Annotated in this window: 19 protein-coding genes and 1 other RNA gene; 8 read left to right on the top strand and 12 right to left on the bottom strand. The window is 35.0% G+C overall.

All coding sequences use genetic code 11. From position 1 onward, the window contains the following. Window positions 1-20 precede the first annotated feature (20 nt). Genes V4D31_RS05475 through V4D31_RS05490 form a run of 4 tightly spaced genes read right to left on the bottom strand, consistent with a single transcriptional unit; the run spans window position 21 to window position 6,489 of the window. A complete protein-coding gene (locus tag V4D31_RS05475) occupies window positions 21-857 on the bottom strand; it encodes a universal stress protein (protein ID WP_353685457.1) in 837 nt (278 codons plus the stop codon). Further along, entirely contained in the window at window positions 854-1,159 is a 306-nt protein-coding gene (locus V4D31_RS05480) for an MTH1187 family thiamine-binding protein (RefSeq protein WP_353685458.1), read from the bottom strand. Before V4D31_RS05480 ends, V4D31_RS05475 begins: the two co-directional genes overlap by 4 nt. A 14-nt stretch (window positions 1,160-1,173) precedes the next feature. Further along, on the bottom strand, window positions 1,174-2,391 hold the full coding sequence (locus V4D31_RS05485; RefSeq protein WP_353685459.1) for a glyceraldehyde 3-phosphate dehydrogenase NAD-binding domain-containing protein: 1,218 nt from the start codon (window positions 2,389-2,391) through the stop codon (window positions 1,174-1,176). 21 nt (window positions 2,392-2,412) lie between these two features. Beyond that, complete coding sequence (locus V4D31_RS05490) at window positions 2,413-6,489, bottom strand: PEP/pyruvate-binding domain-containing protein (protein ID WP_353685460.1); 4,077 nt, start codon at window positions 6,487-6,489, stop codon at window positions 2,413-2,415. A 78-nt stretch (window positions 6,490-6,567) separates the two neighbouring features. Here V4D31_RS05490 and purF point away from each other — a divergent pair, with 78 nt between their 5' ends. The 6 genes from purF (at window position 6,568) to V4D31_RS05520 (ending at window position 11,367) form a co-directional block, all read left to right on the top strand. Next, window positions 6,568-7,980, top strand: a complete 1,413-nt coding sequence (gene purF, locus V4D31_RS05495; RefSeq protein WP_353685461.1) for an amidophosphoribosyltransferase — start codon at window positions 6,568-6,570, stop codon at window positions 7,978-7,980. Next, window positions 7,977-9,101, top strand: coding sequence for an aminopeptidase (locus V4D31_RS05500; RefSeq protein WP_353685462.1), 1,125 nt, complete (start codon window positions 7,977-7,979; stop codon window positions 9,099-9,101). Before purF ends, V4D31_RS05500 begins: the two co-directional genes overlap by 4 nt. 9 nt (window positions 9,102-9,110) lie before the next feature. Further along, window positions 9,111-9,296 (top strand): hypothetical protein, encoded by a 186-nt coding sequence (locus V4D31_RS05505; protein WP_353685463.1) that lies wholly within the window; start codon window positions 9,111-9,113, stop codon window positions 9,294-9,296. Between the two features lie 37 nt (window positions 9,297-9,333). Next, window positions 9,334-9,783, top strand: a complete 450-nt coding sequence (smpB, locus tag V4D31_RS05510) for an SsrA-binding protein SmpB (protein ID WP_353685464.1) — start codon at window positions 9,334-9,336, stop codon at window positions 9,781-9,783. Between the two features lie 10 nt (window positions 9,784-9,793). Continuing rightward, window positions 9,794-10,145: a transfer-messenger RNA gene (ssrA, locus tag V4D31_RS05515) on the top strand. Window positions 10,146-10,425: 280 nt separating this feature from the next. After that, a complete protein-coding gene (locus V4D31_RS05520) occupies window positions 10,426-11,367 on the top strand; it encodes a DUF3782 domain-containing protein (RefSeq protein WP_353685465.1) in 942 nt (313 codons plus the stop codon). A gap of 353 nt (window positions 11,368-11,720) precedes the next feature. Here V4D31_RS05520 and V4D31_RS05525 read toward each other — a convergent pair whose 3' ends face one another. From V4D31_RS05525 to V4D31_RS05560, 8 genes are all read right to left on the bottom strand, one after another. Then, entirely contained in the window at window positions 11,721-12,542 is an 822-nt protein-coding gene (locus V4D31_RS05525) for a 2-oxoacid:acceptor oxidoreductase family protein (protein WP_353685466.1), read from the bottom strand. Then, window positions 12,539-12,673 carry a hypothetical protein gene (locus tag V4D31_RS05530; RefSeq protein WP_353685467.1) on the bottom strand — a complete coding sequence of 45 codons (135 nt, stop codon included), beginning with the start codon at window positions 12,671-12,673 and terminating at the stop codon, window positions 12,539-12,541. The genes V4D31_RS05525 and V4D31_RS05530 overlap by 4 nt, the downstream gene beginning before the upstream one ends. 32 nt (window positions 12,674-12,705) lie before the next feature. Beyond that, window positions 12,706-12,852, bottom strand: a complete 147-nt coding sequence (locus V4D31_RS05535; protein WP_353685468.1) for a hypothetical protein — start codon at window positions 12,850-12,852, stop codon at window positions 12,706-12,708. A gap of 9 nt (window positions 12,853-12,861) precedes the next feature. Then, window positions 12,862-13,440 (bottom strand): Fe-Mn family superoxide dismutase, encoded by a 579-nt coding sequence (locus V4D31_RS05540; RefSeq protein WP_353685469.1) that lies wholly within the window; start codon window positions 13,438-13,440, stop codon window positions 12,862-12,864. Between the two features lie 350 nt (window positions 13,441-13,790). Then, window positions 13,791-15,395 (bottom strand): copper-translocating P-type ATPase, encoded by a 1,605-nt coding sequence (locus V4D31_RS05545; RefSeq protein WP_353685470.1) that lies wholly within the window; start codon window positions 15,393-15,395, stop codon window positions 13,791-13,793. Continuing rightward, the gene (locus tag V4D31_RS05550; RefSeq protein WP_353685471.1) at window positions 15,388-16,158 is read right to left on the bottom strand and encodes a YHS domain-containing protein; all 771 of its coding nucleotides are present in this window, start codon (window positions 16,156-16,158) and stop codon (window positions 15,388-15,390) included. Before V4D31_RS05550 ends, V4D31_RS05545 begins: the two co-directional genes overlap by 8 nt. Then, a complete protein-coding gene (locus V4D31_RS05555; protein ID WP_353685472.1) occupies window positions 16,158-16,340 on the bottom strand; it encodes a sulfurtransferase TusA family protein in 183 nt (60 codons plus the stop codon). The genes V4D31_RS05550 and V4D31_RS05555 overlap by 1 nt, the downstream gene beginning before the upstream one ends. 58 nt (window positions 16,341-16,398) lie before the next feature. Continuing rightward, complete coding sequence (locus V4D31_RS05560; RefSeq protein ID WP_353685473.1) at window positions 16,399-16,590, bottom strand: Rrf2 family transcriptional regulator; 192 nt, start codon at window positions 16,588-16,590, stop codon at window positions 16,399-16,401. 126 nt (window positions 16,591-16,716) lie between these two features. Between V4D31_RS05560 and V4D31_RS05565 the strand changes: the two genes are divergently transcribed. Both V4D31_RS05565 and V4D31_RS05570 read left to right on the top strand, forming a co-directional pair. Next, window positions 16,717-18,354, top strand: coding sequence for an NADH-quinone oxidoreductase subunit C (locus V4D31_RS05565; RefSeq protein ID WP_353685474.1), 1,638 nt, complete (start codon window positions 16,717-16,719; stop codon window positions 18,352-18,354). Continuing rightward, on the top strand, window positions 18,336-18,830 hold the full coding sequence (locus tag V4D31_RS05570) for a 4Fe-4S dicluster domain-containing protein (protein ID WP_353685475.1): 495 nt from the start codon (window positions 18,336-18,338) through the stop codon (window positions 18,828-18,830). The genes V4D31_RS05565 and V4D31_RS05570 overlap by 19 nt, the downstream gene beginning before the upstream one ends. The last annotated feature ends 1 nt before the right edge of the window (window position 18,831 follow it).

Consider the following 18,831-nt stretch of genomic DNA (forward strand, 5'->3'; position numbering starts at 1 on the left):
AATAGCATTATAAAACAAATTTAAGAAACAATCAAAACAGGTTTTACAGAATTTTTTATAATACTTTCAGCAACACTTCCAATTATTACCGACTCTGTGTAGGACCTTCCTTTAGAACCAATTACCACCAGATCTATGTCCTTTATTTTTTTTAGGATTTCTTCCGCCGGATTGCCTGAGACAACCTCATAATTCAGGCTTTTGTTTATTTTTTGAATCTCCTCACGAGCTTGTTGTTTTAGATATTCGATATATTTTTCTATCTCTAAAGGTTCTTCAATAATCCCTTTTATCTTCTGCTCTGGCACAACATGTAAAATCTTTAATTCAGAACCCCATTTATTTGCTATTTTCCTGGCAATCTCTAAAGCTTTTAATGAATAAGTAGAAAAATCTAAAGGGCATAGAATTTTTTTTATTTTTATAGCCTCAGGACTGATCTCTTTAAACTCCTCTGCCTTCACAATCAAAACAGGGACTTTCAATCCTTTAAGAATTCTTTCAGAAGTGGAAGGTCTTGTGATATGTGTTTTAAATCCCATTACTGCAAAAGCTTTTTCATCTTTTATAACTTCTTTTATGCTTTCAATTAGCCTTCCAAAAGCAACTTTAAAATCCACATTTAATCTGTATCTACCAAGCTCTTCAGCCAGTGATTTAAGTTTCTCTTCAATCTTCTTTCTTTCTCTGCTAATGTAAGGCATTAAATATGCAGGTGGAGTAAGAGTATACTCCATTATATGAAAGAGACAGATGCTTTCACAATCAAAAGTATCCTTAAGCCAGACTGCATATGAAAGCACGCTCGGGGTAGCAGGTTTAAAATCTATAGCAACATAAATTTTCTCTATATTCATTTTTTCACCGGTCTGCCAAGTTTTTCTTCAACTGACCTCACCTTTGCCTCAATTCTTCCTTTGGCAGCTTTCCTGTCATCAATTTTTATATCAATTACAATTCTTTCCACTTCCTGCATCAGTGCATCTCTACATTTTTTTATAAGACCCATTACTTCATCCCACTGTCCCTCTACAATTGTTCCCATTGCATGAAGTTTATAAGGAAGCCCGCTTTCATCAACAATTTTAATGACCTTTGCTACATAACTACTAACACTTACTCCAACTCCTAATGGAACTATGCTAAATTGTGCAATCATTTTATCCTCCAATTTTAATATACATCTCGAGCAATTTTTACTGTAAGATCACCAAGCATGTTTGTGTAACTGCCAAGCTCATTGTCATACCAGCCATAAATTACTGCCTGAGTTACAGGAATCTGCAATTTATCAACCTTTGGCGAACCAATACCGCATATTTTTGATATATCAAGAGTAATCATGGCTGTTCTTGTGTGAGTTTCACTTCCTTCAATTATTGCTGCAGGACCAAAAAATCCAATTATATCAGTAGATACTTTCTGATCATCTGTGAAAAGTAGATATCCTCTTTTTTCCCTTTCTGCAGCTTCCCTGTAAATGCTATTTATAAGTTCTCCATTAATGATATTGCTTTCTTCATCTCTAAAGGCCACAACAAGTATTATTAATGATCCTGTTACAACAGGCACTCTTACAGATTGAGCAATAAATCCTATATTTTTCATTTCTGGTAAAACAAGTGCAAGAGTTTTTGCTGCTCCTGTGCTTGTAAGAATTATGTTGTTCATTGCAGAACGAATCTTTCTTAAATCCTTCGCATCTGTTTTTGGAACTCTGTCAAGAACCTGTTGAGAGGCTGTTACTGCATGAACAGTTGCCATTGAAACACTGAGGATTCTTTCAGCTCCGAAATAATCAAGAAGAGGTTTCATCATATGGGCTAAACAGGTGGTAGTGCATGATGCACCTGAAATAATAATGTGTTTTTTACTATCATACATCTCTTCATTAATTCCCATTATTACTGTAACAGAGTCTTCTGGAATGTCCTTGGCTTTGTCTTTGATTTTAAAAGGAGCGCTAACCAGTACTTTGTAGGCTCCTGATTCAAGATGTCCTCTTACTGAGCCATCTTTTGCATCAGAGGGCAATGTGGGATCAAGGAATTTTCCTGTTGTGTCAACAACAAGTCTTACTCCGTGCTTTTCCCATCCAATGTCTTTAGGATTTCTATTTTCAGTAAGAACTTTTACCGGGATTCCGTCAATAACAATTGTAGAATTTGCTTCATCAATTTTTTCTATAACTGATTTTGAACGATAACCGTAAAGATAATTATGAAGCCTGCCATAGGTGGAGTCATGCTCAATATAAAAAGCAACATCTTTTAAAGATTGACCAACTTTTCTACCAAGATTAACGACAATCTGAGAAAAATGTTTTCTTCCCACATGATGCCATAAAGTAAGCTTACCAATTCTTCCCAAACCATTAATCCCCAAAATCATTTTTAAACCTCCTTTTTAGTTTTAAAAATACTCTGTAGAAAGATAAATTGTTTGTCTTGGATGCTTTCCAAAATACACCAACCCATTTCTGCCATCAATGCTTATGAAATCCCCTTTTTTAAGTATCTTTTTACCAATTCTACATTTTTTCTCATTTTGATAAACAATCATCCTTGAAAAACCAACCACACAGGTTTTACCAAGTTTTGTGGCAATTATGGATGCATGTGATGTAGAGCCTCCTCTTGCTGTAAGTATTCCATCTGCTGAGGCAATGTGAACAATATCATCAGGAACAGTATCGGCTCGAACAAGTATAAGTGGTGTTTCTGGTTCTTTTTGTTTAAATTCTTTTATGTCTTCAATATCAAAAACAATCCTGCCAGAAAGAGCTCCACCGCTTACACCAATGCCTGTGCCAAGCTTACTTTCATTTAAAGATTCTCCTGGAATAAAAACTGTCATCAGCTGTCTTCTGGCATAACTCATTTCCCTTGTCTGAAGAATATACAGGTCATTTTTACCTCTTCCTTCAAAGGTAAACTCAATTTCCTGATGATCCCATCTTTCTTTGTAAATCAACTTTTCAGCGATTTCCTGCAGAGATTCATAAATTTCAGGGAAAGCTTCTTCAAGGGATTTTTCAGTTTCTCTTCCCTCAATAATTTTCTGCTGCACTGAAATAGGATAAGTTTTTACCAGTCCAGAAACAATGTCTTCACCCTGAGCTCCTGGAGTATAATCACCCCATAATATGAGCGTATCTGTGGATTCCTTAGGATTTCGTGTGAATAAAACACCAGAGCCAGAATTTGTATCAAGATTTCCAAATACCATCTTCTGAACAATGGCAGCTGTGCCCCAGTCTTCAGAAATTCCAAGAATTTCTCTGTAAGCCTTTGCCTTGTCTGAATACCAGGAATTAAAAACCTGTGAAATTGCTATTTCCAGTTGTCTCCATGGATCTTCTTCTATGTAAATACCTCTTGATAAGATAAACTCTTTGTATGCCATTGCCACTTCTTTCATCTGTGAAGGTGTAAACTGAATCTTAAATTCTGCTTTGTATTTCTTTTTAAAATCATTGATAATATTGTCAAAATCATCTCTATCCAGTCCAAAAGACATTCCCCAGCACTGTAAAAATCTTCTGTAACTATCCCAGACAAACCAGGGCTTGCCTGTGTGTTTTATAAGTCCTTCTATGATTTTTTCATTTATTCCCACATTTAAAAAAGAATTCATCATTCCAGGCATTGATATAGCCCCACCACTTCTTACAGAAACCAGTAAAGGATTTGCTGAATCTCCAAAGGTTTTCTTTGTAAACAATTCAAGCCTTTTCATGGCTGAATGAATTTCCCTTGTCAAATGTTCTTTAACAGGTTCAAAATTATTTATTGCTTCTCTGCAACGGAAGACCTCTGTTGTCAAAATAAATCCTGGAGGGACAGAGATTCCTTTATTTGTAAGCCTGATTAAATTATGCCCTTTATTCCCAAGATGAATCCTATCGTTGATTTCTTCTCTTGGATGATAGATATCACACAAAATTTTTTTCGGATCATATGTCATTAAAAGGTCAAGGTCTCTGTAAGTTAACTTTTCTGCCTGATTATAGGAAGCCTTGATAATTCTACTTATTAATCTGTCAAGCTGACTTAATCCAGGATACTGCATAACCATCTCTCTTAAGAATTTTTCTGAGAGAGCATTGACAAGTTCAAAGTCTTTTAGTTCTGTGTCTTCCATATTATTTGAAAATTTCATTATTATTTTTTTTAGCCATTTTTTATAAGGTGCCATGCAGTATGTATTTACAATGTCACTTACAGATTCTGCAAGAGTTCTGAAAATATCCATGTACTGTGAGAATGTAAATCTTCTTATTTCAAGAGCAACAGAAAGCATTGATAGAGTATTAATGTATTTCTGCGAGAAAATTCCATTGAGTTCAAGAATTCTGCCAAAAAGTTTAAGATACTTCTCTATCCTGAAAAGGGTTGCCCGTGTAATGAAACTCAGGTCTATGGATTGTTCAATTTCATCAAGAAGACTGTTAAGCAAGCTTTCTAATCTCAGGAAAAAAGAAAGAGCATTAAATTTTCTCTCACTATATCTTCCTGAAACAGATGGGATTCCAGCGACAATATGTCTTTTATGTGTTATATCTTCAATAGCTTCGTATTTTTCCTGTGAAAGTATGATATTTTTAAGACTCTCAAGATATGTTACAAGGGAGTCAACCTTTCTGGATAAGGAACTGTCTCGTAAAACATCAATTAAAAAACTTGCATCAGGCAAACCATAATAAAAAGCCTCTTTTAAAAAGCTTTCAATCTCAACAAGTTCTGTTTTATATTTTGCATGAAGTAGTTGATAGAGCCTTATTGTTAATATTGCCTTGTTTTTAACAGTCTTGCTGACAGGAAAGGATTCAACCTTACTTACCAGCATATTTAATTGAGTGAAAAGAATTCTCTCTAAGGTGGAATCCTGCACGAGCTTTTTAAATAAATACTGAAGCTCCTTTAAATGTTCCTCTATCAAATTAAGATCTTTCAAAATTTCTTCAGAGACATAAGGGGTGAGAATTTTTCTATCAGCAGTAATCCAGAATTGTATTGTTTTTTCCAGTAGCTCAAGCAAAAGGGGGCTGCTTTCTACATGAATCTGTTTTCTTATAAAATGCATAAGAGGGTCTTTTCTCTTAAAGATTTCATCAACCTCAGTTGAAACTGTTCTTAATTGACCTTCTGCATTTATTTCATTAAAGTAAACAGGGATTTTTCTGAGAAGTGGCTTTACAAGGTAAAATACTTGAGAAATATCAGAATTAAGAAGCTTTGTTATATCTCTCTGGAAAAGATCAGTATCCTTTATATGAATACCGCCAAAAAATAGATAAATACTTAGTGCTGCAATAAGTTCCTTTGACTCTGAAGGATTTTTTGAAATCAAATCAAAATATAACCTGAGGTTACTTACATGATATTGATTAACATTTATTGTGTAATCTTTATAAAATCCTTTAAACTGAGGAGTATAAAAACCTAAGGAGATTAAGTGCCCTATGTAGGAATTTAAGATTTCCGATGTTTTCAATTTATAAACAGCACTGCCAATCTCATTAAGACAAAAGATTACAGATACAGGCATTAGATAAAAGAATTTATCAAATTTAGAAAAAACAGCGTCTAAAAAAGGCGTGAATTTTTTAATATCAATCTTTTTAAACTGCAATAAAAAATTCTTTAAAATACGCCCGATTTCTCTTAAAGAAAACTCATGAAGTTCTTTTAAATGTTCCGTATCCAGTATCCAGAAATGATAGTAAACAATAGTCTGCAGATTAATCCATGCATCACCAGAATCAGAGAAATTTTTTGGTAATTCTCTCAATTTGTTGAAAAATTCCGCCTCAGAAGGAATACTAATAAGTCTATTGATGTCATAGGTTTTTGAAATTTCTTGAGCCATTGACTCTACTTCATTAAGTAAAGCTTCATAAACATGCTTTATGAAGGTAATTCCTTGAGGAAAGAATTTTTTTAAATATTCATCAAGTGGCGGAATTGAAAGAAAGAATGAATAAAATGTGTAAAGATATTTCTGATAAAAAACTGCAAAAGAATTTATCAGTTGAGGCTCTTTAATTCCTTTTTTTATAATTTCTCTTCCTATGTTTTTCAGCACTCCAAGCTGGCAGATGTAGCGGTCAAGAGGGATTGCATAAAAATATTCAAAAACCTCTGAAATAGTGTTTACATAGAAATAATTTTCATTAGCTTTACCTTCTTCAAAAAGTTTCAGGATAATTTTAAAAATGCTCTTTAAAAATGCCTGTTTTTCCTCAGTCTGTTGAAAGCCTTCAATGAGATAGTGAATTAAGGCAGAGGTTGCCTCTTGTCCCTGAGGATCCTTAAAATAATAACTTGCATATTTTACATAATGACTTTCTATTTCCTGAGCTATCTCTGATGTGTAAGGAGAATATTTCAGTTTTTCAATCAGGGCAATAGTATTTTTTAAGACTCCGGGATAAGAGGAAAAAATAGCAGTGATTTTATCAAAATCTTTGTCCACAACTGGCTTCATTTACATTTTAATTATATCAAAATTTTATAGTAATCAGAAGCACTCCTGTGTTAAAATTAAGAAAGACCTTACATAAAGATGAACAAAAGCAACCTTTTTTATGAAATCCATGAAGAATGTGGAGTTTTTGGTATCTTCGGTCATCCTGAAGCTGCCAATCTTACCTATTTGGGTCTTTATGCTCTTCAGCATCGGGGACAGGAAGGTGCTGGAATTTGCTCATCCGATGGAACAAAGCTTTATCTTGAAAAATCTCTCGGACTTGTTGCTGAAATATTTAATGAAAAAGTTTTAAAAAATCTTCCAGGACATATTTCAATAGGACATAATAGATATTCAACAACAGGTTCAAGCACAATAGAAAATGTTCAACCATTGATGGCAACCTACTCTCTCGGAAGCATTGCAATTGCTCATAATGGAAATCTTGTGGATATAGATAAATTAAAAAGCAAACTTGAAAAGGATGGTGCAATATTTCAAACCACCTCGGATAGTGAGATAATTTTGCATCTTATTGCGAGAGCAAAGGATGGCGAAGTGCACGAAAGAATTGCAAATGCTGTAAGACAGGTAAGAGGCGCTTTTTCATTGCTTCTGATGAACGAAAAAGAACTAATTGCTATCAGAGATCCCTATGGAATTAGACCCCTGTCATTGGGACAGCTTAGAGATGCCTATGTAATAGCTTCAGAGACATGTGCCTTTGATTTAATTGGTGCCACATATATAAGAGACATTGAACCTGGAGAAATGCTGATAATAAGTGAAGAAGGAGTGAAATCCTTAAAAATATTTAATTCTGCTCCAAAAGCTCACTGTGTATTTGAATTTATTTACTTTGCAAGACCTGACAGCTATATATTTGACCATATCTGCGTAAACACAGTAAGAAAAGAGCTTGGCAGACAACTTGCGAGAGAAAACCCTGTTGAGGCTGATATAGTTATTCCGGTCCCAGACTCTGGAGTTCCTGCCGCGCTGGGATATGCTGAGCAAAGTGGAATTCCCTTTGAATTTGGCTTAATCAGAAATCACTATGTGGGAAGAACATTTATAGAGCCAAAACAGAGCATCCGACATTTTGGTGTTAAAATTAAGCTCAATCCTGTAAGAGAAGTTTTGCAGGGTAAAAGAGTTGTTGTAATTGATGACTCAATTGTAAGAGGCACAACTTCAAAAAAGATTGTAAAAATGATAAAAGAACTTGGTGGAGCAAAGGAAGTTCATATGAGAATAAGCTCACCTCCTACTGTAGGACCCTGTTTTTATGGAATTGATACACCAACAAGGCAGGAACTAATTGCTTCATCCCATAAAATTGAAGAGATAAGAAAATACATTACTGCAGACTCCCTTGGTTATCTGAGCCTTGAAGGATTAAAAAAAATTATTCCCAATTCAGAGTTTTACTGTATGGCATGTTTTAATTGCAAATATCCTATTGAGTTTGAATCTAAGAAATTAAGCCAGATTGAGCTTTTTTCATGAATACACAGCCTCTTATAAACATTTACAAGATAAATCTTAAAGTAAAAAAACATGAACGAGTTTTGATTTTTACTGATACTATAAGAGCAGATGAAGTTCTTCCTGAGAATGAAATTAAAAGAAGAGAAACTTTAAAAGAAATAGCAAAACATCTTGAAAAAATTGGCAAAAACTTTGCAAAAAAAATTATCTATGCAGAATATCCATCCTTAGGCAGTCATGGAACTGAGCCACCAGAACAGTTATGGAGGCTTGCTTTTGGGAACAAAGCTATAGATAGCCTTAAAAAAACTAATCTCTTTGAAAAACTTCTCAGCAAAAATATTTCAAAAAAAGAACTTTTTCAAGCAAGACAAATAATAAGACAATTTTGCAGTGAAGCTGTTAATGCTGTAATAGCTATTGCTAACTTTTCTACAAGTCATACAAATTTTAGAGACTTTCTTACAAAGCTATGCGGTGCAAGATATGCGAGTATGCCACTTTTTGATCCCTCAATGCTTGATGGAGCCATGTGCGCAGACTGGATAAAACTCAATAAAAGAGGGATTGCAATAAAAAAACTTCTTGACAGCATTTCGAAATTATATTTAGAAACACCAAATGGAACAGAAATTGTATTATTTAAAGGAAAAAGAAAAGTTCATATTGATTCAGGAATCTTGAGCAGAAAAGGTTCCTTTGGAAATTTACCTGCTGGAGAAGTATTTTTTGCACCTCTGGAAGGCTCAGCAGAAGGAAAACTCGTAATAGAATGGGCACCTACAAGGAAGCTCAATTTACCTTTGATTTTAAATGTTAAGCAAGGTAAAGTTGTTTCCATAGAAGGAAATGAGCCTTACAAGAGAGAACTTGAAGAAAAATTAAATAAAGTTGAGAATAAAAATATAGCAGAGCTTGGCATAGGCATTAATGACAGAGCAAGCAAGCCTGACAACATTCTTGAGTCAGAAAAAATTCTTGGCACAGTGCATATTGCCTTGGGTGACAATTCATCCTTTGGTGGCAAGATTAGAACGCCATTCCATCAGGATTTTATATTTTTCAATCCCACTTTATATACCATTGACGAAAAAGGACAAAAAATAAAAATTTTAGAAAAAGGTAAATTTCTGGTATAATATGTTTTTATGAAAGCCATTGTTGAAATAGAGTTTAAAGATTTGCCTATAGAAAAAATTCAGAAAATACTTGTTGAGATACTACATGCTCTGAAGGTTTCTGAATATATTGAAAACAGTAAATTCCAGATATTTACACCTGATGGAGTTGTTACTGAAAAATGTATCCTTGAGGCGAGTAAAGTAATCGCCTGAAGAAGAAATCCTCTGCTGTAAGCAGAGCTAACTAAAAATGTCAATAAAAATCGTCTGCCAGAATAAAAAAGCCTATGCTGACTATTTTATTGATGAAACAATTGAAGCTGGAATTGTTCTTACAGGAACTGAGGTAAAGTCTTTAAGACAGGGAAAAGCAAATCTTAAAGATAGTTATGTAATTATAAAAGATGGTGAAGCCTGGCTCCTTAACTGTCACATAAGTCCTTACAGTCATGGCAACATTTACAATCATGATCCGTTGAGAACGAGAAAATTACTGCTTCATAAAAAAGAGATTGAAAGACTGAGAGGCAAAATCCAGCAACGTGGTTACACTCTTATCCCATTAAAGATATACTTCAAAGGTCCCTATGTAAAGGTTGAAATAGCCCTTGCAAGAGGTAGAAAAAAATATGAAAAAAGAGATATAATTAAGAAAAAAGAAGCTCAAAGAGAAATTGAACGTACTCTTAAAAATAAATGATCTTTAACAAGGGGGCGAAAGGACTCGACGGAGGTAGTGAGGGCTAAGCTGCATGCCGTGGTTCCTGCCACCACGTAAAACAGGTAGGAAAAACACAACTGCCAACACAGAATTGGCACTTGCTGCTTAATTAAAAGCAGCCGCCTTCCTGAGTTCTGCTCTGAGGCTCGGGAAAGGTGTCATAAATCAGAGCTACTCTTAAGTGTTTAACCCGACACTTAAGAGAAAATTTAAGGGTTGTAGGCTATGGGTAAGCCTGTGGAAGGGCGTGCCTTTAGCTGGAACTTAAAACTTCCACTAAGCATGTAGATGCTTAGCAGTAGCACCTTCGGACGCGGGTTCGATTCCCGCCGCCTCCACCATATTATACTCTATGATATTCCTTGTCCTTAATAAAATTAAAACATCCTGTATCAAAACTGAAGCTACTTTAGTAAACATAAACCAGGTTAAAGAAGAAAGGTTTCTCTCAGCATCCGATAGTTTATCGCTTATAAACGTCGTTTTTTCAGCTGAGATACCTCTTTTTCAATGTTTAATGCATCCTCTGTGGTTACTATATTAAAATATTGCTAAAAAATTTAAAATTCACATTAAACATAACCAATTGACAAATTACCATTGAATAAGTAAGTATTAATTATGCAAACAAAGCTTACAAAAGAGGAAATAAAGAGGATAATTATTACAGAGCTTCCTAAACTACTTAAGAGGGATGCTCTAACAAGGGAGTATATATCATCACTTTTTAAAGAGAAGTTTGCTGACAAAAAGCAGACTGAGGACAGATTTGAAAAACTGCTAAAAGAATTGCAGGAACAAAGACAGGAATGGAACAAGAGATTTGAACAAACCCAGGCTGAATGGAATAAAAAGTGGGAAGAAAATGAAAAAAAATGGGCTGAATGGAACAAGAGATTTGAACAAACCCAGGCTGAATGGAACAAAAAGTGGGAAGAAAATGAAAAAAAATGGGCTGAATGGAACAAGAGATTTGAACAAACCCAGGCTGAATGGAATAAAAAGTGGGAAGAAAATGAAAAAAAATGGGCTGAATGGAACAAGAGATTTGAACAAACCCAGGCTGAATGGAACAAACGCTGGGAGGAGAATCAGAAAGTTATAAATTCTATACTTGAAGAAATAAAGCTTCTTCACAGAAAGCATGACACCACCATAGGTGCACTTGGTGCAAGATGGGGATTTAGGGCAGAAGCTTCATTTAGAGATGCAATAAAAGGAATACTTGAGGAAAGCTTTCCTGTAAAAGTGCAAAAGTATTTAGCAAAAGATGAGGAAGGAATGGTTTTTGGAAGGCCAGACCAGATAGAGCTTGACCTTATAGTGAAAGATGGAGAGGTAATAGTGGCAGAGATAAAGTCATCCATAAGCAAAGGTGATGTAGCCACATTTTTAAGGAAAGTAAGATTTTACGAGCAAAAGGAAGGGGTAAAGTTAAGCAGAAAGCTATTGATTTCACCTATGATAGATAATGCAGCGAAAGAGTTTGCCTTAAGCTCTGGCATAGAGGTATATGGATATCCAGAGGAAGTAGAGTTTAAAGAGATACAGTCATCCAATTAGAGAAAGTTAACAGTTTTGAAGCTTTTTTTTATTGTTAAAATGTAGATTCCTCTCTCAGTTCGGAATGACTGTATAGAGTGTCATCACGGTGGCATATGTACTGAGCCCTTCGGCTACGCTCATGGTAAACTCCGCAAAGGATTTGCCAGAGAAATTTAACTCCTAAGTTATCCAGAACATGAGCAATGTCTTTTCCTTAGGATGAAGATAATTGAAAACAAGATCATGTTCAGTGCATTGATTTTTAAGTATTTGTAAGTTTTAGAATTCTTGGTTCTTTTATGGCAACCCTGTCTGAAGCAATCGCCATAGGTGAGAAGTGCGGAATAAGTAAAGTATTTGCATGAGCTTTGTTATTCTATGAAAAAACCAATTTTTACAGGAAGCATTGTTGTAAGTCTTTCTGTTTTATAAATAACGCCTAAGGGAATACGATCACCCCATTCAAGGGATTTTTCAAAGGCTCTTATTCTATCAGTTGGATCATAGTCCTTTTCAAGTTTATATATTCTCTGACGATACCATTCAAAGGTATTAATTTTATTAAAGCTCACACAGGGCTGAAGAATATCAACAACTGCAAAGCCTTTATGATTGACCGCTTCTTTTATTATGTATTTCAGATGATCTATGTCTCCTGCAAAGGCTCTTGCAACGAAGCTACAGTTTAAAGCAATTGCCATTGTTAAAGGATTAAACTGCTGTCCCTTTTTCTTAAAAGTTTTCTTTACAATCTCATACATAATTTCAGGATTCATACCAAGCATACCAATAACAGCACCTACTGCTACAGTGTTTGCCATGATCTTGCTTCCGCCATGAGTTTGGGCAAGCTCAAAAAGAGGAAAATCTAAAAAATTGGGTTTATCATACTTTTTCTTGATAAAAGTGGAGTCATAAAGAACATGTGCCTGTGGACTTAGTTCCTTTTCATGCTCTATGATGCTTTCTTTATCAAGGGCAACAATTATATCAACCTTGCTTCTGGAAGCTGTTACAGGTTTATCGGAGATTCTAATCTGATAAAAATTATGTCCGCCTCTTATGCGGGATTCATAGTCCTGATGGGTGAATACATGATAACCTGCATGAGCAAATATATGGGACAGGGTATCCCCCACTGTCTGGATACCCTGCCCTGCTTCTCCACCTATTTTTATGGTGTAATCCATCATGTTGGAGTTACACCATATTTAACAATATTTATTAATGTGTTTTCAGGTTTTGGAAGTCCTGCAATTTCTGTAAAATTCTTGATAAACTGACCTATCGGAACTCCAAGATAAACGCACTTTACATTATTCATACAGTCATCGGCATCCTGTTTATCAAGATGGGTTATAGTTCAGAAGTGCCTTTCTGGAATCTGATTATGTAAGCCTGTTTTTCTTCACTATAGTAAATATTGACATTGAAACCGTGTTCATTTACTTCAGAATACATCTCAAGAATTTTATTCTTTAAATCATCAATTGTGTAAGCCATAATCTCCTCCTATTTTATTCTTTTTTCTACTTCCTGCCAGTTAATATTTTTAAAGAACGCTTCAATATACTCTGCGCGCTTAAGACCATAGTCAATCATAAAAGCATGTTCAAAAACATCCATAATAAGAAGAGGATTGCAACCTGATGGATGTCCTGTATCGTGCTCATTAATCCAGAAATTAAATAATTTCCCTGTTAAAGTATCCTGATACAGAACTACCCATCCAATTCCACGCATTGTTCCTGTTGCTTTGAAGTCTTTAAGCCAGTTTTCAAAGCTGCCAAAGTTTTCATTTATAAGTTTTGCCAACTTGCCATTCTGAGGTAATACACCGTCTCCACCGAGATTTTCAAAATAAAGCTCATGAAGCCTTGCTCCATTCCACTCCCATCCAAGCCTTCTTTTGAGTTCTGCATACTCTGGTGTTGTTGTTTTACCATCATTTAGCATTGCTTTGAGAGTATCAATAACTTTGTTTGTATTTGTTACATAACCCTGATACAAGGTGAAATGATTTTTGAGAAGTATTTCACTAAAACCCTGCATGCCAATTAATTTTGAATAATCCTTTGCCTCATAGGACATAATGACCTCCCATTTTAATATTATTTTTTTATACTCAATATTAACAAATAAATTTTTAATTGTCAATTTATCCTTACACTCGATTTTAGATACTCTTTGCCTTACTCAATGCTCCCATCCTCTGGACTCATTTTTAAAGATTTAAAGACTACATAGTGGGCATCATATTTACTCCAGTCCGTATGAATCAGCCTTTTAGAATCGCAAGGGGATCAATGTCGGATGCACACCACCAAGAATAACAGTAATGCCCTTTTTTCTTATTCTATCAGCAATAGCATAGGCTCTTGGTGCTATAGATGTAGTAGTTTTTTAAGCATATTACTTTTTCAAACCTTAAATGCCCTTCATTAAATCTTTAATTTCTTAAGCCTCAAAGCATTTCCAACAACTGATACAGAACTGAAACTCATGGCAGCTGCTGCCAATACGGGACTTAGAAGAATGCCAAAAAATGGATAGAGAACTCCAGCTGCAATAGGCACTCCAATGGTGTTATATATGAATGCCCAAAAGAGATTTTGTTTTATGTTGCGCATTGTTGCTCTGCTAAGTCGCCTTGCTCGAACAATTCCCATTAAATCACCTTTTACAAGAGTCACATCAGCGCTTTGCATTGCTACATCTGTGCCTGTTCCCATGGCAATACCAACATCTGCCTGTGCAAGAGCTGGTGCGTCATTTATACCATCTCCTGCCATTGCAACTATTCTTCCTTCTTGCTGCAGTTTTTTCACAATCTGAGCCTTTTCTGCAGGTAATACCTCTGCAATTACTTCGTCAATGTTAAGTTTCTTTGCCACTGCCTGTGCAGTTATTTTATTGTCTCCTGTTACCATAAATATGCGAATACCTTCTTTATGAAGGGCATCAATTGCCTGAGCAGTGGTCTGTTTTATTGAATCTGCCACTGCAAGAACTCCCATTACTTTCTCATCTATAGCAACATAAATTACAGTTGCACCTTCAGCACGAAGGCTATCTGCTTTCTTTGAAAGTTCAGAAAAGTCAATACCAAGGTCATCAAGGAGTTTATGATTACCAACAATAATTCTGTAACCATCAATTCTTCCGATTAATCCTTTGCCTGTTATAGATTCAAAATCCATCACATCAGTAAGTTTTATATTTCTTTCCTGAGCAGCCCTGACAATTGCTGAAGCAAAAGGATGTTCACTACTCCTTTCAAGGCTTGCAGCAAAGTAGAGTATTTCATCTTCTTTAAAACCCTGAACAGGAACTATCTCCACAAGCTCTGGTTTCCCAACTGTGAGTGTACCTGTCTTGTCAACCACAACAGTGTCAACCTTTTTCATTAGCTCAATTGCTTCTGCGTTTTTAAATAGCACTCCCATTGTTGCACCTTTTCCCATAGCAACCATTATTGATACAGGTGTGGCAAGTCCAAGAGCACAAGGACAGGCAATAATTAAGACTGCCACTGCATTGATAATTGCATGTGTCATTTTGGGTTCAGGACCAAGCCATGCCCAAACAATAAATGTAATGATTGCCACTGCTACAACTATCTGAACAAAATATGCTGCCACAATGTCTGCAAGTTTTTGCACAGGTGCTCGACTTCTCTGCGCTTCAGAAACCATTCGAACAATCTGTGAAAGTAAAGTATCAGCTCCAACTTTTTCTGCTTTAATTATAAGCATACCTGTTCCATTTACAGTTGCAGCAATTACACGGTCTCCTTTTTCTTTATATACAGGTATTGATTCTCCTGTAATCATTGATTCATCAACATAACTTTTTCCTTCAATTACAATTCCATCAACAGGTATCTTTTCTCCCGGACGAATGCGAATTAAATCTCCTATTTTTACATGATCCACAGGGATATCTTCTTCAATACCATCTTTTATTATCCTGGCAGTTTTTGGAGCAAGTCCAAGAAGTGCCTTTATGGCAGCTGCTGTTTTACTTCTTGCCTTTAATTCAAGCACCTGACCAAGACACAATAACTGCTGCTGCCTCAAAATAAACAGGTACTTCTCCATTTTTTCTGAAGGAAGGGGGGAATATCTCTGGCATGAATGTGGCAACAACGCTATATCCATAGGCTACTCCAACACCAAGACCTATCAATGTAAACATATTTAGGTTTCTGCTTGAGATGGATTGCCAGAAACGAACAAAGAATGGTAATCCACCCCACAGGACAACTGGAGTTGCGACAATAAATTCAAGCCACTTCATAAGTTCATGAGGAAAAAATTTTTTTAATGGCATACTGATTACAGGACCCATTGTGACCAGAATAAGTGGTATTGTTAAAACAAAGCTAATCCAGAATCGTCTTCTCATATCAATTAATTCAGGATTTTCTTTTTCATCCACTGAAACTGTTTTTGGTTCAAGTGCCATTCCGCAGATAGGACAAATCCCGGGTGCATCACGAATAATTTCAGGATGCATTGGACATGTCCATTCAACTTTTGCCTGACTTCCAGCAGGAGTAATTGGTTTAGATGCATGTCCACATTTTGGGCAATGTTTGTGATCTTCACGGTGTATGGAAGATTTAAAAGTTATTTCTTTTGTCAAAGATGTTGAAGGTTCTTCAGTAAGATAAATTTCAGGGTTTTTGTCAAATTTTTCTTTACAATGTTTTGAACAGAAATAATAAGTTATACCCTTATAAATACTTGTTTCAGCAGCATCTTTATCCTCTATCAACATCTTACATACTGGATCAATAACTTTCATCAAAACCTCCTTATATAAAACTTGAAAAAATCTAAATCATCTTCAACTCCTATAAATTCATTACCTGTTTTCTCACCGCAGGCAGGAATGTCTTCAACAGAGCCATCATAGTCTGTAACTATCTCTATTATTTGTCCCGGCTCCACCTTTTTAATTAATTCTTGAAGCTTTAGTAAATGCATCGGACACATAAGATGAACTATATCCGTAGAAACATTTGCTTGAACATTTTCTACAAATTTAAGCTTTCATTTCTACCTCCCTATGGTTAAGTTCTATAATGTCCTTTAAGGTAATTGTATTAAGAAACTCTTTCATTCTTTCTCCGAGTTTTTCCCAGATAAGATGAATTACACATACGTCAATCCTTAGACAGCCTTTTTTTGGATTAAGACATGGTATAAAAGCTAAAGGACCTTCAAGTTTTTTCAAGAATCCTCTGACAAAGTTATTATTTTTAATGAACAGACTCAATTTTTTGGTAACATTTAAATAAATTAAACCAAAATTAATAATTATTATTTACAATTAAATCACTTTTATGAAATAATTCATAATATGAGGCAAATCACAGAAAATATTATAAATCTAACTAATAAAATTGAAACCATTGATGAAAATCTTATTATCCACGCAAATCCTTTTCAAATAAAAGAAATTGCAAAACTGCTTGTAATGCAGCAAGCAAGATTTATTCATTTAACCGCTATTGATTTTATCACTCAAAAAAATCAAATTGAACTTAATTATTTTTTCTCCCTTATTGATTATAGAATGAATATAATCGTGAAAACATCTTTAGAACCGTCAGACCCTACAATATCATCAATAGCAGAGATAATCCCAGCTGCAGTATGGGCTGAAAGAGAATGCAATGATCTGTTCGGTATAAAGTTTGAAGGACATCCAGATCCAAGAAAGCTTGTTCTTCCCGATGACTGGCCAGATGGAATTCATCCTTTAAGAAAAAATTTCTCTTACAACAGCAAACCTCCTAAATCAAAACAACCTTCACTGCTTAAGAAACCAGAAGAAGGTAAAACAGTTATCCCAATTGGACCATTTTATCCTTCTCTTGAAGAGCCTGCATATTTTAGATTGATTGTTGATGGAGAAGAGATTGTTGATTTTGATTACAGAGGATTTTATGTTCATAGAGGGATTGAAAAGCTTGCAGAGAGTGCTTTGAATTATCAGCAGATTCCATTCCTTGCCGAAAGAATTTGCGGAATATGCGGGTTTGTTCATTCCTGTGCTTACTGTCAGGCAGTAGAAAAAGCTGCTCAAATTGAAATTCCTTTAAGAGCTAAGTTCATCCGTAGCATGTTTCTTGAACTGGAGAGACTACATAGTCATCTTTTATGGGTTGGGCTGGCAGCTCATATTGTTGGTTTTGATACACTTTTTATGCAGGCATGGAGAATTCGTGAACCTGTAATGTATATTTGTGAAATCATTACGGGAAATAGAAAAACATATGGAATAAATATTATTGGAGGAGTAAAAATTGATGTTCACCCCCAGCATCTTAAGGACATAGAAACAGTAATCTCTCAAATTGAAAGAGAAGTAAAAGAACTCAGAGAGATTATTCTTGATGATGAAGTTATACAGGTAAGATTTAAAAATGTAGGGATTCTAAAGCAGGATGATGCTAAAAAATACTGCGTATGCGGACCTCTGGCAAGAGCTTCAAGTATAAATATTGATATGAGAGTTAATTTTCCCTATGCTGCCTATTCTGAGCTAAATCTCAAAGTTCCTTTAAGTAAAGAAGGAGATGTATGGGCAAGAACAATTGTAAGACTTGAAGAAATTTTAATTTCAATAAATATTCTCAGACAAATTATTGAAAATATACCAGAAGGACAAACATCAGTAAAGATTCCAAAAATTGAGCCATGGAAAGAGGCAATATCATACATTGAAGCACCAAGAGGACAGCTTTTTCATTATGTTATGACAGGCCCTGAAGGAAGACCATATAGATGGAGTGTAAGAGCTCCGTCATATCAGAATTATCAGGCTCTTTCTGTTATGCTTAAAGGAGCCTCGATAGCTGATGCTCCTTTGATTATTGGAAGTATTGATCCATGTTTTTCCTGTACTGAAAGATATGAAGTTATTGATTTAAAGAGACAGTCTGTAAGGGTTTACACTTCGGATGAATTGAAAAGATGTTTAAAAGTAAAATAAAAGCACTTTTACTTTCATCAAGGCATAAAAAAATCACGAAACCTTATCCATTTGTTCCTGTTACTCCACCTGAAAATCTAAGAGGAAGACTTGAAGTTGATTCAAATAAATGCATTGGATGTGGAAGTTGTGTTCGAATATGTCCTTCAAGATTAATAACCATTGAAGATTATGAAGATGTAAGAATAGTGAAATTTTCTGCAGGCAGATGTATATATTGTGGAAGATGTGCTAATGTTTGTCCTGCAAAAGCAATCCGAATTACCAATGAGTATGAACTTGCCACTGACAATAAAAAAGATCTTGAAATTGTTATAAAAATAAAAATGGTAAAGTGCCTTATTTGTGGGAAACCTTTTATTTCATTAAACATGTTAAATAAACAAATTGATAGATTTCAGGACAAAAGCGAAGAACAAATAAACAAGCTTAAAATATGTCCTGAATGCAAACAAAAACAGCTTATTAAGGAGTAAG

The organism is Thermodesulfovibrio sp. 3462-1, assembly GCF_040451425.1.
In the GTDB taxonomy this organism is placed as follows: Bacteria; Nitrospirota; Thermodesulfovibrionia; order Thermodesulfovibrionales; family Thermodesulfovibrionaceae; genus Thermodesulfovibrio; species Thermodesulfovibrio obliviosus.

Coding starts and splice junctions, on each gene's coding strand:
- V4D31_RS05475 (WP_353685457.1), bottom strand. CDS start 857: ATGAATATAGAGAAAATTTATGTTGCTATAGATTTTAAACCTGCTACC.
- V4D31_RS05480 (WP_353685458.1), bottom strand. CDS start 1,159: ATGATTGCACAATTTAGCATAGTTCCATTAGGAGTTGGAGTAAGTGTT.
- V4D31_RS05485 (WP_353685459.1), bottom strand. CDS start 2,391: ATGATTTTGGGGATTAATGGTTTGGGAAGAATTGGTAAGCTTACTTTA.
- V4D31_RS05490 (WP_353685460.1), bottom strand. CDS start 6,489: ATGAAGCCAGTTGTGGACAAAGATTTTGATAAAATCACTGCTATTTTT.
- purF (WP_353685461.1), top strand. CDS start 6,568: ATGAACAAAAGCAACCTTTTTTATGAAATCCATGAAGAATGTGGAGTT.
- V4D31_RS05500 (WP_353685462.1), top strand. CDS start 7,977: ATGAATACACAGCCTCTTATAAACATTTACAAGATAAATCTTAAAGTA.
- V4D31_RS05505 (WP_353685463.1), top strand. CDS start 9,111: ATGAAAGCCATTGTTGAAATAGAGTTTAAAGATTTGCCTATAGAAAAA.
- smpB (WP_353685464.1), top strand. CDS start 9,334: ATGTCAATAAAAATCGTCTGCCAGAATAAAAAAGCCTATGCTGACTAT.
- V4D31_RS05520 (WP_353685465.1), top strand. CDS start 10,426: ATGCAAACAAAGCTTACAAAAGAGGAAATAAAGAGGATAATTATTACA.
- V4D31_RS05525 (WP_353685466.1), bottom strand. CDS start 12,542: ATGATGGATTACACCATAAAAATAGGTGGAGAAGCAGGGCAGGGTATC.
- V4D31_RS05530 (WP_353685467.1), bottom strand. CDS start 12,673: ATGAATAATGTAAAGTGCGTTTATCTTGGAGTTCCGATAGGTCAGTTT.
- V4D31_RS05535 (WP_353685468.1), bottom strand. CDS start 12,852: ATGGCTTACACAATTGATGATTTAAAGAATAAAATTCTTGAGATGTAT.
- V4D31_RS05540 (WP_353685469.1), bottom strand. CDS start 13,440: ATGTCCTATGAGGCAAAGGATTATTCAAAATTAATTGGCATGCAGGGT.
- V4D31_RS05550 (WP_353685471.1), bottom strand. CDS start 16,158: ATGAAAGTTATTGATCCAGTATGTAAGATGTTGATAGAGGATAAAGAT.
- V4D31_RS05555 (WP_353685472.1), bottom strand. CDS start 16,340: ATGCATTTACTAAAGCTTCAAGAATTAATTAAAAAGGTGGAGCCGGGA.
- V4D31_RS05565 (WP_353685474.1), top strand. CDS start 16,717: ATGAGGCAAATCACAGAAAATATTATAAATCTAACTAATAAAATTGAA.
- V4D31_RS05570 (WP_353685475.1), top strand. CDS start 18,336: ATGTTTAAAAGTAAAATAAAAGCACTTTTACTTTCATCAAGGCATAAA.